Raw genomic sequence first — 16,919 nt, 5'->3', positions numbered from 1 at the left:
GCGTCAATTCACCATGCAGATTATATTTTGTATTCGCGTAGAAACCCATCCACAATCACCAGCCTGCACTCCCAGTCTGCTTTACCTTTGGTCTTTGCCATTGGATAAAAGAACAATAATCATAGACTTTATGGGTCTATAATATATTTTATATCTGAAAGTGTCAATCTTTTTATCTATAGCCTATATCTGATAGATTGCTAACACCGTCTCCATTTGGTTAAAAGATATCATTGGGCTTTTGGACCCGTAAGTTTATTCGCCTCTATATAATGTTATACCATTTCACTTCTAGGAGAGATGACGATGTTATTCGAAGGATTTCAACAGACAACGATTCATACCAGTGAAATAAGTACACGTGTACGTCATGGAGGTGATGGCCCACCACTACTCCTGCTGCATGGACATCCTCAGACGCATATGATGTGGCATGCGGTTGCTCCACTGCTCGCTCGGGATTTCACAGTGATTATGCCGGATCTTCGTGGTTATGGAGACAGCTCCAAGCCTGCTACTACCGATAATCACTATCCTTATTCCAAAAGGGCGATGGCGCAGGATCAGATCGAAATCATGAAGCAACTCGGGTATGATCAGTTTGCAGTTGTGGGTCATGATCGTGGTGGACGCTGTGCGTACCGGCTCGCTCTGGATCATCCGCAGGCAATCCGCAAACTGGCAGTGCTCGATATTATTCCCACCCTGGAGGCTTACCGCCGAACGAACAAGGATTTTGCAATGGGATACTGGCACTGGTTTTTCCTGTCACAGCCGTATGATCTACCGGAGAGATTAATCGGAGCGAACCCGGAGAATTACTATTTCCACGGGAATCATGAGCTGTTTCATCCGGAAGCGCTGGCAGACTATCTGCACCACATCCATCAACCCGAGACGATTCATGCCATGTGCGAGGACTATCGCGCCGGAGCAACCATAGACTGCGAGATCGACGAAGCAGACTTTGGTCAGCGCAAGATTCCGTGTCCTGTACTCGCTTTGTGGGGAGAACAAGGCAGCCTGCCAGGTTGGTACGATGTGCTGGATGTCTGGCGGGATTGGGCAGAAGATGTTCAGGGACAAGGGATTAAAAGCGGTCATTATCTGCCGGAAGAAGCTCCCGAAGAGACATATCAGGCACTTTATTCTTTTCTGAAGTGATTCTGACATTAACCGTGAACCTCAAAAAAACCTCTGTCACCGTCTTTATTTTCTCGCTTGCCGAGCAGCAAAGCAGAAACAGACAGCACAGAGGTTTTTTATTTCGCATTATTTTTTGCGTTGTATTCATTAGAGACTATTAAGGAAGATACCTTATACCAGCAATCCGCGCTGATGCAGTTCTTCCATGATCAACCGGGTAGCTGCCGATGCATGCTCAATATCCTCGTAACCCAGCCAGGCTGTTGTCTCAATCTCGCTCGCTGGCTGAATACTTCCTTCATACTCGCCGGTATAGCAGGACATACGTACAATGGTGTCTTCACCTTTGCCATCTGCTGCCGCTTCGAATACGCCAAATGAAGATATAGAAGCCGGTTGAATCCGTACAGACAGCTCCTCCTCTACTTCGCGAATCAGCGTCTGCTCATCGCTCTCTCCCGTTTCCCTTTTGCCGCCAGGGATGTAGTATAGCGATTTTCCTTTGGAACGCGCGCAGAGAAGGTGCTGATCCTGTATATGTATCCAGGCTACTTTGTCGATAATTTTAGTCATTTGTATTCTCCTTTGTCGGTATAATGAGGCAGCTTACAATCAATTGGAGCATAGACGTAGAGTAAGCTGGATGAGTTACATGAGTTAGATAAGCTAAATAAGCTAAATTGTAAAATATGCACAAATAAAATCCAACCATTACGTCTAGAATACAGCAGCGCCAGCCAGTTGATATAGCGCTGGACGGTTGAGGATAGCAATGCTTCCTCTTTTGCGAACGATCCATCCTTCTGTGCAGAACTGACCAATCACCCGGTTCAGATGGCGATAGCTAGTGCCAATCAGATTGGCAATATCCGTCAGATTGTAGTCAGCAGGATGACCGGTAATCAGCACCGGATTCTGTTCTGTCGTCACAGACAGCAGGTAACTGGCAAGTCGGGTCTCGACCGGATGCATCAGGTTAAAGCTCATCGAATCAGACTTGATCCGAAACTTGGAGGTAATAATCTTCAGCAGAAACTGCAGCAGGGGCGGATGATCCTGTCCGTACCGATACAGCCACTGATACGGAATACCGAGCGCCTCTACAGGTGTAACGGCTTCGACTGTATTCATATTTTCGATTTTCTCGATATATTCAATATCCCCAATCATCTCGGGCGGTGTCTTGAAAGAAAGCACCAACGTACGTCCTTCCGGTGAAGTGGTAGACGTTTTGGTCATGCCTTTGACCAGTACATAGAGGATCTCGGACTGCCCGCCCTGCCGGCAAAGCTCTTCACCCGGTTCAAACATGTACAATGATACATGCGGCAGCAGTGGCTCGTGAAATACATCCTGAATATCGAACTGATCCAGATACGCGGCAAGCTGCTGTCGATTCTGATTCTCCTGCATCGTTAACCTCCTTCCTATCCCTTATGATCATGTCTCTTGTCATCTTCTTCTGACTATTATACCGAATATCACGGATACAACGATTAGGACATATGTCCTTTATTGATTTACAGAAGCGTTAGATTTGTAGAGCGGTGTGGTAAAGAATATCATATAAAGATGGCGATATAGCCAATCTGTGAGATTGATCTGCAGCAGTGTATTACTCTATGTACATCCGATTCGCAAAATTATTGGAGGCTAATACCAATGACATTAACGTTAACCACATATTCTGCCTGGGACCAGACACTCTGGGATCAGATACGTCCCATTTATACTGAAGCTTTCATTCATGGCGCCAAACCCGAGAAAATTCTCAAAGCCATGCTGGATCGCGGAATTGCCTTTCTGCATGCAGGCTGGGATGGAGATGAATTGGTCGCTATGGCAGTTACCGGATTAAGCGGTCCTGTCGAAACGCAGAATCTGATTATCGATTATATGGCGATTCGTCAGGATCAGCGAGGCCAGGGTAAAGGCAGAGCCTTTTTCAATCAGCTGCGCGACTGGGCAGTAGAGCAGCATCATATCCATGCCGTTATTATTGAAGCCGAGGCAGAAGATACAGCAGAGAACCGGGAGCGGATCGTATTCTGGGAGAAATGCGGATTTATCTCTACCGATTATGTGCATCATTATATCTGGATTCCAGAGACATACCGTGCGCTGGTACTCCCTATCATGCCAGGGCTGGAGATCAATGATGATGGGCAGTCCCTGTTTAAGCAGATTACGACTTTTCATGAAAAGTCGTTCCGCAAAAGCAAGGCCTGAGATAAGCGAATGATGCCTGTTATGAGGGATACTGGTCAATAGATGCATAGCAAAAAGCAGAGCCGAATAATATGGCTCTGCTTTTTACTATTTGGACCTTCTGTGTCAGCTCAGGCGCAGGATAATAACCCCGGCAATCATTATACCGATCCCGACAAATTGGGGTAGATGCATGGACTTCCTCGCCGTATCGAACCAGCCTTTGGAATCGATAACAAAGGTCAGACACAGCTGCGAAATTAGCACAGCCGAGACTGTAAGTGTCGCGCCGACCAGATGCATCGCACTAATATTGCTGAATACAATAATTGCTGCAAAAGCGCCTCCGAGCAGATAAAGCGGCTTTACCTCGCGGAATCCGCGCCAGTTCCCGCCGCGCATACATACAAGAATCAGGCCCGCCAGAATAAATCCGCCCAGCTGATTGATCATAACTGCTTTCCATGTTCCAATATCCTGTCCTACCCGGGAGTTCACCACGCCCTGCAGAGCAAGAAATACACCGGCCAGAATGGAAAATAACAAACCTTTCATCTTCTGTTCCTCCTTGATTGACTCCTTGCTCATTATACCGATAACCCGGCAGTTCGTCGTTAGGACATATGTCTTGATAAGCAAGAACTTTGGGAGGAATATCGGAAATCATGAACGAACAGCTGCTGCTGCTGTTCTGGCCCGGTATCTGCGGTAGATCTGATACCCTTTGCGTACTCCTTCGAGTACAAATCGGGGGACAGGAAATACACAGCGTGAAGCAATCGGCCAGTAGAATTTGTAATAGGCTTTTTTGAAGTCCGACCACATCCGGCAGTCTTCCTGCTTGGAGAAATCGGAGATGTCCACAATCAATCCGCGTCCATCGGCAATCATGACATTTTTGCCATGCACATCATGGGGACGCAGATTGCGAGAGACCGCATAATCCAGTGCATCATCGATATCACGGATCGCCTGCGGAGGAATCCGGATTCCTTTTTTCATACAATCGTACAAGGTGGTGCCTTGCAGCCTTTGCAGAATCAGAAAGTCCTCTCCTGCATAGTAACACCGTGAATAAGCTGGGTGAGCACCAAGCAGCCGATATACCTCCGCTTCTTCCTGAAGTCCCTTTTTACCATATGCATAGACTTTAACCGCATAGTCCGCGTAATCCGGATGATAAAAAACAGCTGCATAATTGCCTGCACCGAGCAGTATCCATGGTTTTGGATAATAACGGACTTTGATAGGCTCCATAGGATAAATACTTTCGATAACAATCTGTTTTAGAAAATGCTCTGTTACTTGCTTCAACAACTTTTCCATTATAACGCTCCTTTTATCAGGTATTGGATAGGCTATATAGGTTATGCATTTATGTATACAATTAAATATCTGTTTATATATACTGCTATTCTGACATAAGGTTACAAGTATGGATCATAATTTATTTGTCGGTAGATCGGAATTGTATTATTAGTCACTTTCGTACTGCATTGTTAGGCTCCATCTTTTGCCAAAAGAAGATCAATTCGTAGAGAAATATACAAAAGAACAGCTGCCCACTATCGCAGCTGTTCTTTTCATTATTCCAGATATAGATGTATATGCTTTTATTTTGAGTATTCTATTGGCATGATAGCCCTCTCACAAACAGTTGATGCTTCTGGTAGGCTATACGGGTTATTTCAGCTTGATCCCGCTCAGACTGCCTCCACTGGCAAAAAGACGCTCAATCTTCTGTTCTACAGCTGGATCCGGTACAAGCGGCGGTGCCTGGTGCGGCTTGACCCGTGCATCGATAATCATATTATCGCAGCCCCAATGCTTGTTCTCGTAGAAGCTATTGGTTCCATAAATATCATGAGATGGATTGCTGCGGGTAAAGGTCACCCATAGGAAATTGCTAAGTGTCTCGCTCACCATCGTACTGTCATCACACAAGATAATCATCGGTACCGACGATAGTGGACCTCTCGCTTCCAGACTGGCACAAATATCCGCCAGCTCCTGGCGTACAGATGCATAATCGGTAAATGGTATACTTTGCACAGCGATTACGCCTGGCATAACAAGACGTGGATTGAACAGCGTACGCAGGTGATTCATCTCTTCCGGCACTTCGCGGCACAGATCGCGGCGTTTGTCCCCATAGGCAGCGAAGATTACTTTACTGCCTGTATTTAGCCCTGTGCCCGAATAGTCCAGTGTATCAATCGTCGTATTGGTCTGGAAATGAATATCCCGATGCAGGTCCATACGTTCCAGAATATATCCAATAAAATCGCTTTCCCGGTGTGTATCCAGCGGAATCTGGTCTTCTGCTGTAATAAACAGATACTTGGCCAGACTCACTTGTCCGGTTCCCAGAATCCGGTTGGCTATGGTCAGAATCTCTGCCGGCTGCTTGACCTTCTGATACGGAGTATAGCGCTCGCTACCGATCGCAAAAAGCAGTGGATGCACACCAGCAGCATCGACGGCATGTACTTCCTTCACACCCGGAATCTCCTGTTTGACTGCATCACCGGTCAATTCGTGAATCAGTTCACCAAATACCGTATCTTCCTGTGGTGGACGCCCGACCACGGTAAATGGCCAGATCGCATCATGACGAGCGAATACCTTGTGTACTTTCATTACCGGAAAAGGGTGTGCCAGGCTATAATAGCCCAGATGATCACCAAAGGGACCTTCCGGCTTGGTCGCATCCGTGTAAATCTCGCCGGTAATCACAAAGTCAGCGTCGTTGCTGACACAATATCCGTCGATATAGCTGTAATTAAATCGTCGTCCGGCGAGCAGACCGGCAAAAGTCATCTCGCTCAGTCCTTCGGGTAGCGGCATGACGGCAGACAGCGTATGAGCCGGGGGGCCGCCGATAAAAATGCTTACTTTGAGCGGTTGTCCCAATTTGTTGGCTTTTGACTGATGCACTCCAATGCCACGGTGAATCTGATAATGCAGGCCGATTTCTTGATTCAGCTCATAATCATTACCATTTAGCTGGATGCGGTACATACCCAGATTGGAGTTCATGATTCCCGGCTTGTCCGGATCTTCACTGTATACCTGGGGCAGCGTTACAAAAGCGCCGCCATCCATCGGCCAATGCTGGATTAAGGGAAGATCGCTAATCTGAATTTCCTGTGCAGTGACAGGCAGCCCGTTTGCTTTTTTGGAAGGCAGTGCCTTAAAGGCAGCAAGTCCATTTTTCACATTGCCAAAAGGGTTCTTGAGCGCCTTCATCGGATCACTGCGCAGCGCGATAATATTCTCGGTGGATGCCCAGGTGCTGCGGAAAATAAACCGGCTTCGATCCATTGTACCGAATATATTGGATGCTGCACGGAATCGTGTTCCTTTTACATTTTCAAATAATAATGCCGGACCACCGGCTTCATATACTTTTAGGTGAATCGCAGCCATCTCCAGATGAGGGTCCACTTCTTCCTTGATCCGGATCAGATGACCATTACGTTCCAGATCCATTAGGCACTCTTGCAGGTTGCTGTACATAAATTTATCTCCATTCATGATCGGCTGTTATTTGGATAATGCGCATATGATACCATTATAGTCGCATTTTCACATGGAGACAAAAGGCGGTTTCGTTACGGATAGGAACGTCTGATGCGTCTGGAATGGCCTTTATGTCGAATCAGCCATATCAGCTTGAACAGACCCAGCAAGATCCAGAGAACCAGACCTATCAGAAAAGCGTGACCGATACCGGGCAGAAATAGCAGAATAACCGGCCATGATACAAGCGCCATACCAGCATACCCGATCAATAAGACAGGCAGGGTAATCTGGAGTAATATAATCACGATCACCCGCAGAATTGAATACGCTTTGCTGGCAGATGAACGTAGCCCTTTTTGGAAAAGGCGAATTAGTCTCCAGATCACCAGCAGTACCAATAATATGCTTATGACATTAATCATCATGTATATTGCACTTGTAGTTGTACTTCTGCCTACCGGTTCGGGAGATTGGTGATGTATGATCTGCTGAATACCGGTCAGGATGCCTTCGTAAGATCCGGAATCAAGGTAATCCAGCGAATTGGTCAGTACAACTATTCCATAATCTCCATCGATCATCATTTTGGAGTAACTGTTCTCTGTCGAACCATTATGTGCAAGTGTACGGCCTTCCACTACCCATCCCATGGCATAATGACTACCGTCGCCCATATCCGAAGCAGGTGTATGCATCGCTGTTAGGCTTGCTGCAGACAGCAACTGTCTGCTCCCGAACTGCCCTTTGTTCATCTGGGCAACCAGAAAATGAGCCATGTCTTCGGCACTGGACATCAGGTAGCCGGAAGGCACAGTGCCGCTGTGATCCAGCTGCGTAGTGGGCAGCATCCAGCCCAGTATCGGCTGATATCCCTGATAATCTTCTCCCGCACGCTGTGCCTGCTTTCGGGATGCATAACTATGTGCCATATCAAGCGGCTGGAAAATATGACTTCTAATATAGTCTGCATAGCTCTGACCCGATACGGTCTCTATAATACCACCCAGAATATTATAGTTTAGGTTGGAATACTCAAACGAATGGCCTGGGATGGATCGTATCTGGACATTTTGCAGACTTCGAATATGCTGCTGGATCGAGCCGGAACCTTCGGTTATTGCCTTGATTCCATCAACTTGTGACAATCCACTCGTCTGATGCAGCAGATCAGCAATGGTTATCTGCTGTGCTGCCTGTTTATTTGCCAGTTGGAATCCCGGCAGATACTGCTGTACCGGATCACTCAGCTTGATCTTCTTCTCATCGACCAGCTGCATAATAGCTGCAGCTGTAACTGACTTGCTCATAGAACCTATCACAAAAGGAGTTGCCGGTGTTACAGGCTGTCCTGAACGATCTGCTTTGCCATATCCTTGGGTATATATAATTTTTTTGCCATGAACAATGGCTATGGATGCTCCCGGGATATGCAGCTTCTTCATCGTCTGCTGCATGAACTGATCGACCTCTGCAGGTGCAAAAGAAGGTAGCTGCCGCTCTTCGGCATAGCTCTTCTCGACACGGGAACCGAGAATTCCACTAATCAAGCTGAATATAATAACAGCATATAGCATACATACCTTTCCGGAACGCTTTACTGACTCATATGAATTATTCATTTTTTCAATTCCTTTTATGTAAGTTGATGTACTTGCTTATTAGTTTATTTGTTATTTGTTGTTTGTTTAACAAGCATACAAAAAGGCAAGCCGGTATATGCACTTGCCTTTTGTAATATATCTACTGTATCTATTTGTTGTTTATTCGAGTTACCTTCTACTGTAAGAATAATAGACCATTTAAGGATATATTGTTCATACAGACCAAGCACTATAATACCTTTTGGATTAACCCTGCTTTAGCAGGCGGCTCATTGCATTGATCATCCCGCTGTGGGAAGACTCATGGGACAGATTCAATTCCAGCAGATCATTAATGACTTTGGCACCTGCAAAATTATCGGCTTTGCCTACAGGTGTATCGAGTTGGTCTGCGAATACTTCACGAAGCTGTTCAGGCTGCTCATTGAGTACCTTGATTATTTCATCCCATGCTGGTGGTTCGCCATTCCATTCTGCGGGTTTGGTACCTGGTCCGAAAAATTCGGAATACGCTTTGGGAAGTTTTGGTTCTTTGCCGGCAAAGCCATATACAATACCGTCTGTTACAGTAACAATATGGCCCATCTGCCAGTGAAGATTGTTATTGAATCCCTGTGGGACAGTTGTTCTATGCTGTTCCGGAAGGTTCTCAAAATATTTCTGAATATTCTGGCGGTTTCTTGTTGTCCATGTAAAAATAAATGAGTTTGACATAATTACCTCCTGTAAATAAGTATGCGTCCTCTCCTATCTTACCCCTTGGTCAGGAGCATTGTCCAACGAGCCTCCTGTTTATCATGGAATGAGCAGTAGAACTGAAGACTGATCATACTAGATTTTCCTGAAATATACCCGGTCATTATGCACATAAGAATCTGCAAATCCCTCCTGCTGCAAGTACATAAGCCGCGACAAGGCAGTATAGAATTCAAGCAGCTCCTGGGTGCTCGTGTGCCGGTGTCCATACAGTTCCCGGCAGAGCTGGCCTGCTGTTTTGCCTTCCTTGTCCATCATGCCCAGCAGCTGCTGCATACGGAAGTGATGCGCATTGCGCACATCTCGGATACGCTGACCCAGATCATGAATAATATGCTCATGTCCCGGCAGTACGAGTTCTGCCGGATAGTCCCTGATCTGGTCCAGAGAGCGGAAATACTCTTCCAGTGGGCTTTTGTCCTCTTCCGTCCAGCAAGGAACCATCGGAGCGGTATCTGCAAATACCATATCGGCAGAAAGCAGTATACGCAGCTCCGCATTCCAGAAACAGAAGTGATCTGAAGCATGCCCAGGTGTCCAGATCACTTCATACTCCTGATCTCCAAGCATAATCTTGTCACGATGTCCATACAGCTGATCCGGCTCCAAGAAGCTGCCGCCCATATGGCGATAGAATTGCTTGGCAGATACTTCTGGTCCATCGTATTTGACGTTAAATGCGTACGGAGTATGATCATCTTCGGACAATTTCTGCCACTGCTCATGATACTTTTTCATCCGCTCGCAGCCAATTTTGGAATAGATGATCGGTACACCGACTTCCTGCCGGAACCATTTGGCCAGACCGATATGATCCGGATGACCATGGGTAATCACCACTTTCTCGATGATCATTCCATTATCGATGAGCTGCTGCCATTCCCGGCGAGTCGCCTCATCATTTACTCCGGTATCCACTACCGTATATCCTTTGGTTCCTTCAAATAAATAACTGTTCACTTTCCCATCTCCCAGAGGCAGGGAAAGACGAAATACGTGATCTGCCAATCTGACGAGTCGCTTAACCATAAGTTCTCCTTCATGATGAAGTAGTCGGATACACTCCGGTGCATCATCTGCACGGCGGTATCATGGAACGTAAAGTGTACGAATCACTCTATGATTTTGGATAAGAAACGTTTTATTTGCTAACAGCTGCTCCGCTGACTGACAGCAGTTCTTCTGCAAATGCCTGTACATCTTCCTCAGATGTCGCCCAGGAGGTAACCAAGCGGATCACACTGTGTGTATCACTGACTTTCTCCCAGTGACTGAACAGATAACGAGATCTTAGCTTCTCGAGTATCTCATTCGGCAGAATCGGGAACAACTGATTTGTATTCGAATCGATCATAAACGAATATCCTGCCTGGGTGATCGCCTGCTTCAGCAGGGCAGCCATCGCATTGGCATGAGCCGCAATCCGGAAGTACAGCTGATCCCGGAACAGTTCGGCAAATTGGATACCCAGCAGTCTGCCTTTGGCGAGCATAGCTCCGTTTTGCTTGATGTGATGGCGGAAATCCTGCTGCAATGCCGGGTTCACGAGGACAAGTGCCTCTCCAAACAATGCGCCATTCTTGGTTCCACCAATATAAAAGGCATCTGTTAGTCTTGCCAGATCCGAGAGTGTCACATCATTCCCCGGCGCAGTCAGTGCCGAGCCCAGACGCGCACCATCAAGGAAGAAATATAATTGATGGGTACGGCAGTAAGCAGACAGATCTTCCAGTTCCTGAAGGCTGTAGAATGTGCCAATCTCGGTAGAATTAGATACGTATACCATCCGCGGTTTGACCATATGCTCGGAATTATGAGCTGCTCGAAGTCGTTCGGCCAATTCCGGCGTTAGCTTACCCTGCGGTGCAGGAATGGTAAGTACTTTATGACCGGAGGCTTCAATCGCTCCGGTCTCATGATCTACGACATGACCGGTCAGCGCAGTAATAACCGCTTCATGCGGACGAAGCGCTGAAGAAATCAGCACACGATTAGCCTGTGTCCCGCCGACCAGAAAATGCACCTGCGCCTGCTCCGACTGTATAGCTTCACGAATCCGGTCTGCAGCCAGCGTACAATATTCATCCAGTCCATAGCCTATAGTAGATACCAGATTGGTATCCTGCAATGCCTGCATAATATCGGGATGAGCACCCTCGCTGTAATCATTCAAAAAGCTGATCATCGTATGTCACCTCAGTAGAATATTGTCGATGCAATAGTTATGCCTTCTCCATTGTAGTATACGAATCCAAGGATAACCAGCCGGAAATGCACTGCGGATGATAAGGACGCTGAACAGAAGACAAAGAGAGACCGCTGACAGCGGAGTACCGATTCTCCATTGTGCAGCGGTCTGATCATGTAATGAAGAAAGCGAATAAGGCAGAGCTATCTGTTAAGAGGTCGGGTCAGTGTTGGTCGTTCCTTTTTGCTCCATTAGCTTCAGACTGTTCGCCAGCCATTGCGCTGCATCCCAGCGAGTAATCGCCGACTGCGGGTGAAAGGTTCCGTCTACGTTCAGTTTAGCGATCTGATAATGCAGCATACGCTGTACGGCTCCTTGCAGTTCCGGCTTCAGCTGGTTAGTATCTTTAATCGTCACCGGTTCGAGTTTTATCATCGGGAAGTTTCCTTTACTTTCCAGCGTCTTCATGAGCAGGCCAGCAAATTCTTCACGTGTAATCGCAGCACCGGGATGTACGTCCTGTGGCAGCTTCACATCATTATAATAACTATTAACTAATGCATCCGCGTACCAGGCATTGTCTTTTGCATTTTTGTACATATCCGTCGGTACAGGCATTTTGATAAATCGAATGGCGTCCAGATTCAGATCAAATGCGTTCACCAGCATAGTCACTGCCTGTGCATAGCTAAGATCTTTTTCCGGTGCAAAATGGTTGCCGTCCATACCACTCAACACTCCCTGCTGCTGCAACTCTTGAATCGTCTGGCCTTGCGCGTTATTGATATCATCAAATGCCATTGCGCTATGCAGACTCGTGCTACCAAGCAGCAGAGCTATTGATGTAGTTATGATTAATTTCTTCACATGTATCGCCTCCTGTATGTCTACCAGACGGGAATACGCTTCCAAAAGTTGCTGACAGCAAAAAACGACTATATACCAAAAAGCAGCATATCCAGATTATCTCCGGTTATGCTGCTTTTTGAATATAATGAGTGCAAGACCTTGCATCCAGATAGATGCAAATTACAACCTGCTGGGATATCTTATTGCTCGTCTGCAAACTCTACATTGTGGTAGACTTGCTGCACATCTTCCAGATCTTCCAACGCATCGATCAGCTTGTCGAATTGAGCTTCAGCTTCCTCATTTGGCAGAGTAACAAAAGTTTGCGGCAGCATGGTCAATTCAGCGACTGTAAAGTCTTCGATGCCTGCGCCTTTGAATGCTTCCTGTACAGCGTGGAATTGATCGGGCTCGGCGTAGACGATAACAGACTCGTCTTCCTGCACGATATCGCGTGCATCCACATCCGCTTCCATCAGGATCTCCAGCACTTCCTCTTCACTTTTACCGGACACACCGATAACGGCTGTCGAATCGAACATGTAAGCTACAGAACCGGCTACACCCATGTTGCCGCCGTTTTTGTTAAAGGCAGAGCGAACTTCCGGAGCGGTACGGTTTACGTTGTTCGTCAGTGCATCGACGATAATCATTGCTCCGTTTGGACCAAACCCTTCGTAACGCAGTTCGGAATACTGCTCTTCTCCGCTGCCTTTGGCTTTGTCCAGCGCACGATCAATGATCGCTTTGGGTACATTATATGTTTTTGCACGTTCCAGCACGACTTTCAGAGCACTGTTCGATACGGGATCAGGTTCACCCTTTTTCGCTGCTACATAAATCTCCACACCGAACTTGGCATAGATTCGGCTGGTATTGGCGTCTTTATTGGCTTTTTTTTCCTTGATATTATTCCACTTACGGCCCATATAATTCGCTCTCTTTCTAATTGTGAATTTATACGCTATTTATTATAACCTGTTTTGAAGGTTAATGAAAATATTTCGCTCATTTTGGCGTATTCGTTGGTGGCTCGGGTGAAAGAAACAGTTGGTAGCGTATCTAGAGACTACGTAGCGAAAAGGGATCCTGCCGGTGGCCTCTGGTTAAGAATGGATATCTGCAAGGATCCCTGATGGCGGTGGATATCCATTCTTAAATGTCGGTTTCTGGCAGGATTCCCTTTTCTTCGCTCTGTGCTGGGAGATGATAGTATGGTATCTATCTATTTACCTTTCACTTCCACTTTTTCTTTTCGATTTTTAAGCAGTTTCTGGGTAACGCGTATAAACGAATACTTCTATATAAGCTGCTGGTGGGTGAGCAGCAGGGCCTGGGTCGAGAACACAGCGATATTGGGTGGCAGGTTGGTTAGAGGGAACCATTTCATATCCAAGAGTTTATCGGGCTCGCGGTTGATGGCTGTGCCTGTCGTTGTCCGGGTGCTGTAGATGAGGGACAGGATGTGCTGTTCGTTAGATTGGCTGATCAGCTCTGAGGTGCATATTAGTTCTCCGGGTTCGATACGGAGATTCACTTCTTCCTCTACTTCGCGGATCACAGCCTGCTGGAGGGTTTCGTAGGGATCTACTTTGCCTCCAGGGATACTCCATTTATCTGCTTCCGGCTCCTTGCCGCGCAGAATCAGTAGCACTTCGTTTTGTTCATTAAGTATGACGGCTCCAACGCCGATGACGATAGACATGGATCAATCTCCTTTTTCTGTTGATCAGGAATATATAGATGAGTATAAAACAAAATCCTGTCTGAGCAGAAATCAGACAGGATTGGATAAACAGGAAAGCCATTGTACAGCTAATGATTGCTACTGTGTATATCTGTAATCATTGCTGTATTTTATTGGTATTAGAATACTTTGGTCGTCCAGGATTCACAGTTCCATGTCTCGGTCACGATGTCTTTGTAGAATTCCGGTTCGTGAGAGATCATCAGAATGCTGCCTTTGTAAGCTTGCAGTGCGCGTTTCAGTTCGTCCTTGGCATCGACGTCCAAGTGGTTAGTCGGCTCATCGAGTACGAGAATGTTGGTCTCGCGGTTAATCAGCTTGCACAGACGGACTTTGGCTTTTTCGCCACCGCTCAGAACAGCGATCTTGCTCTCGATGTGCTTGGTAGTCAGGCCGCATTTGGCCAGAGCTGCCCGCACTTCGAACTGGGAATAAGATGGGAATTCGTTCCAGATCTCTTCGATACAGGAATTGTAGTTATCCGACTTCATTTCCTGTTCGAAGTAACCGATCTGCTGGTGCTCACCGCGCTCGACTGTACCGGAAAGCGCCTGGATTTCACCAAGGATACTGCGCAACAGTGTTGTTTTACCAATACCGTTGGCACCCACCAGTGCAATCTTTTGACCGCGCTCCATACGCAGATCCAGTGGACGGGACAGCGGCTCGTTATAACCTATAACCAGATCCTTCGTTTCAAAAATCAGCTTGCCGGCTGTACGGCCGACTTTGAAGTTGAACTGTGGCTTCGGTCTTTCCTGTGCCAGTTCGATAACATCCATTTTGTCGAGTTTCTTCTGACGGGACATCGCCATGTTACGGGTAGCGACACTCGCTTTGTTACGTGCAACAAAGTCCTTGAGCTGGGAAATTTCCTGCTGTTGGCGCTTGAAGGCAGACTCCAGCTGTTGTTTCTTCATCTCGTAGACTTCCTGGAAGTAATCATAGTCACCAACATAGCGGTTCAGTTCCTGATTCTCCATATGATAGATGATATTAATAACGCTGTTCAGGAATGGAATATCGTGAGAAATCAGAATAAAAGCATTCTCGTATTCCTGCAGGTAACGGGTCAGCCAAGTAATATGCACTTCATCCAGATAGTTGGTCGGCTCATCGAGCAGCAAAATATCGGGTTTCTCGAGCAGCAGCTTGGTCAGCAATACTTTGGTACGCTGTCCGCCGGACAGATCGTTCACATCTTTGTCCAGACCAATATCGGTAAGACCCAGACCACGCGCGGTCTCATCAATCTTGGCATCGATCAGGTAAAAGTCCTGGGCTGTGAGTGTGTCCTGGATCGTACCAACCTGCTCCAGCAAGTCTTCCAGCTCCTCGGGAGTCACATCACCCATTTTGCCGTACATTTCATTCATTTCCTGCTCCATATCCAGCAGGTATTGGAATGCACTTTTCAGTACATCACGAATTGTCATGCCTTTTTCCAGTACAGCATGCTGATCCAGATAACCGACACGCATACGTTTGGACCATTCTACTTTACCTTCATCCGGCTGTAATTTGCCGGTAATAATATTCATGAACGTGGATTTACCTTCACCGTTGGCGCCGATCAATCCAATATGTTCGCCTTTAAGCAGGCGGAAAGATACATCTTTAAAAATAGCCCGGTCACCAAAGCCGTGGCTGAGTTTTTCTACATTTAATATGCTCATTCATTACACCTTTTCTGTTAGACTTTTTCCTTCGTACTTACACCCCATTGGGTCAGTAAGCTCATCCTGTCTTATTATAGAGATTATTGACGGACAACTCAACGGAATTATTCAAAAATGAAAAGCTTATTTTACAGGAATTATCGGCAGTCATATACAGGGATTGAATAACAGGCCAGCAAACAGATGAATAAAATGCCGAATACAATTCTGTCATTCCTTTGAATATCAAATGCGTTATGCTGGTTTGGAAATAAAATGGAAAGCAGGTGACTTGATGTATAACATTCCACGATCATTGCTACTCGGGTTAGGTGTATTCAGTATGCTAGCCACTGGCTGCGCTTCACAATCCGTATCAGATGCTGCCTCTACTATTGCTTCCTCCTCCAACAATTCCAGCGGGCAAAGTACGGTTCTGGTTCATAATGAAGACTCTACCCTCACAGCGGATAACAATTCAAAAAATGACAGGTACACTGCACCACTCTCATCACAGGTCCTTAATCAGACCAAGATCTTGGATGAAATTGAATATTTGAATCCATTACGATCTGTCCGGGCATTTGTACAGACTACGGATGGATCGCTACAAGTCATCTCTGCCGGTCCTGAATGGGTAGGACGTTTGGGAGCTCCCAGTAATTACGGTGAAGCGGCTGATCGGACTTTTCATGGTAATTATATGGTCATCTATACTCATCATGACGTACGACAGGTATTGACGAGCTATCAGGATATGATGTTTATACAACCAAGCTTCAAACCGGCTGCTTTTACAAAAGTCACCCTGGATGAAGCCGATCTGTATTTGCTTGCTCCCCAGTACCGGGATGGGCATGCTCTGGAGTATACTGCATTTGCAATACGGAAGTCGGACGGTGCGGCTGTGGCTCTTCGATTCGTCACTCCGCAAGGCAGCCATTATAGTGCAGGAAATACTCCCCTTATCCAACCGGGCAATGAGCATAATCGACTGGTGATGCGTCTTCCGCAGGGACCCGGTGGTGAGCATAATGATCAGCTGTATGACATTTTCACCTATCGACTCAATCTGCAGCAAGGAACACTGGTTTTGGAACAAAATCATAATTAATTGTATATTTCATGCAACCATGATGCTCCAGCACGCATCCTAATCTATAAAGGGGGAGTTTCATCTGGATATTGTCGATAGACTGAAGAACCGGGATGAGGCCGCTCTTCGTCTGTTAATGAATGAT

16 protein-coding genes are annotated in these 16,919 nt (G+C 46.5%); 3 read left to right on the top strand and 13 right to left on the bottom strand.

The features are described from left to right. Window positions 1-306: 306 nt before the first annotated feature. Entirely contained in the window at window positions 307-1,164 is an 858-nt protein-coding gene (locus WH46_RS08195; RefSeq protein WP_046226357.1) for an alpha/beta fold hydrolase, read from the top strand. Between the two features lie 153 nt (window positions 1,165-1,317). Here the strand turns inward: WH46_RS08195 and WH46_RS08190 are convergent, their stop codons facing one another. After that, window positions 1,318-1,719 carry an NUDIX hydrolase gene (locus WH46_RS08190; protein WP_046226356.1) on the bottom strand — a complete coding sequence of 134 codons (402 nt, stop codon included), beginning with the start codon at window positions 1,717-1,719 and terminating at the stop codon, window positions 1,318-1,320. A gap of 144 nt (window positions 1,720-1,863) precedes the next feature. Further along, the gene (locus tag WH46_RS08185) at window positions 1,864-2,559 is read right to left on the bottom strand and encodes a Crp/Fnr family transcriptional regulator (RefSeq protein WP_046226355.1); all 696 of its coding nucleotides are present in this window, start codon (window positions 2,557-2,559) and stop codon (window positions 1,864-1,866) included. A gap of 249 nt (window positions 2,560-2,808) precedes the next feature. Between WH46_RS08185 and WH46_RS08180 the strand changes: the two genes are divergently transcribed. Further along, window positions 2,809-3,375, top strand: coding sequence for a GNAT family N-acetyltransferase (locus tag WH46_RS08180; RefSeq protein WP_046226354.1), 567 nt, complete (start codon window positions 2,809-2,811; stop codon window positions 3,373-3,375). 105 nt (window positions 3,376-3,480) lie between these two features. Here the strand turns inward: WH46_RS08180 and WH46_RS08175 are convergent, their stop codons facing one another. The 11 genes from WH46_RS08175 to WH46_RS08125 form a co-directional block, all read right to left on the bottom strand. Continuing rightward, window positions 3,481-3,909: a DMT family transporter gene (locus tag WH46_RS08175; protein ID WP_017812225.1), complete on the bottom strand. Its 429-nt coding sequence runs from the start codon at window positions 3,907-3,909 to the stop codon at window positions 3,481-3,483. Between the two features lie 108 nt (window positions 3,910-4,017). Beyond that, window positions 4,018-4,680: a serine/threonine protein kinase gene (locus WH46_RS08170; protein ID WP_046226353.1), complete on the bottom strand. Its 663-nt coding sequence runs from the start codon at window positions 4,678-4,680 to the stop codon at window positions 4,018-4,020. 357 nt (window positions 4,681-5,037) lie between these two features. Beyond that, complete coding sequence (locus tag WH46_RS08165; protein WP_046226352.1) at window positions 5,038-6,873, bottom strand: UbiD family decarboxylase; 1,836 nt, start codon at window positions 6,871-6,873, stop codon at window positions 5,038-5,040. A gap of 95 nt (window positions 6,874-6,968) precedes the next feature. Beyond that, window positions 6,969-8,498, bottom strand: coding sequence for a serine hydrolase (locus tag WH46_RS08160; RefSeq protein ID WP_046226351.1), 1,530 nt, complete (start codon window positions 8,496-8,498; stop codon window positions 6,969-6,971). A 228-nt stretch (window positions 8,499-8,726) separates the two neighbouring features. After that, window positions 8,727-9,194 (bottom strand): DinB family protein, encoded by a 468-nt coding sequence (locus WH46_RS08155; RefSeq protein WP_046226350.1) that lies wholly within the window; start codon window positions 9,192-9,194, stop codon window positions 8,727-8,729. 117 nt (window positions 9,195-9,311) lie between these two features. After that, window positions 9,312-10,265, bottom strand: a complete 954-nt coding sequence (locus WH46_RS08150) for an MBL fold metallo-hydrolase (RefSeq protein ID WP_046226349.1) — start codon at window positions 10,263-10,265, stop codon at window positions 9,312-9,314. Between the two features lie 112 nt (window positions 10,266-10,377). Then, window positions 10,378-11,421: a threonine aldolase family protein gene (locus WH46_RS08145; RefSeq protein WP_046226348.1), complete on the bottom strand. Its 1,044-nt coding sequence runs from the start codon at window positions 11,419-11,421 to the stop codon at window positions 10,378-10,380. Between the two features lie 213 nt (window positions 11,422-11,634). After that, window positions 11,635-12,291: an S-layer homology domain-containing protein gene (locus tag WH46_RS08140; protein WP_052714159.1), complete on the bottom strand. Its 657-nt coding sequence runs from the start codon at window positions 12,289-12,291 to the stop codon at window positions 11,635-11,637. Between the two features lie 182 nt (window positions 12,292-12,473). After that, window positions 12,474-13,202 (bottom strand): YebC/PmpR family DNA-binding transcriptional regulator, encoded by a 729-nt coding sequence (locus WH46_RS08135; protein WP_017812217.1) that lies wholly within the window; start codon window positions 13,200-13,202, stop codon window positions 12,474-12,476. Between the two features lie 371 nt (window positions 13,203-13,573). Then, window positions 13,574-13,978, bottom strand: a complete 405-nt coding sequence (locus WH46_RS08130) for an NUDIX domain-containing protein (RefSeq protein ID WP_046226347.1) — start codon at window positions 13,976-13,978, stop codon at window positions 13,574-13,576. A gap of 161 nt (window positions 13,979-14,139) precedes the next feature. Beyond that, a complete protein-coding gene (locus tag WH46_RS08125) occupies window positions 14,140-15,696 on the bottom strand; it encodes an ABC-F family ATP-binding cassette domain-containing protein (RefSeq protein ID WP_017812215.1) in 1,557 nt (518 codons plus the stop codon). 277 nt (window positions 15,697-15,973) lie between these two features. Between WH46_RS08125 and WH46_RS08120 the strand changes: the two genes are divergently transcribed. Beyond that, complete coding sequence (locus tag WH46_RS08120; protein ID WP_156172237.1) at window positions 15,974-16,792, top strand: hypothetical protein; 819 nt, start codon at window positions 15,974-15,976, stop codon at window positions 16,790-16,792. The last annotated feature ends 127 nt before the right edge of the window (window positions 16,793-16,919 follow it).

This window comes from Paenibacillus dauci (assembly GCF_000971985.1).
Classification (GTDB): Bacteria; Bacillota; Bacilli; order Paenibacillales; family Paenibacillaceae; genus Saccharibacillus; species Saccharibacillus dauci.
The sequence above is the reverse complement of the archived record's forward strand: the minus strand, read 5'-3'. Positions and strand labels throughout refer to the sequence as shown.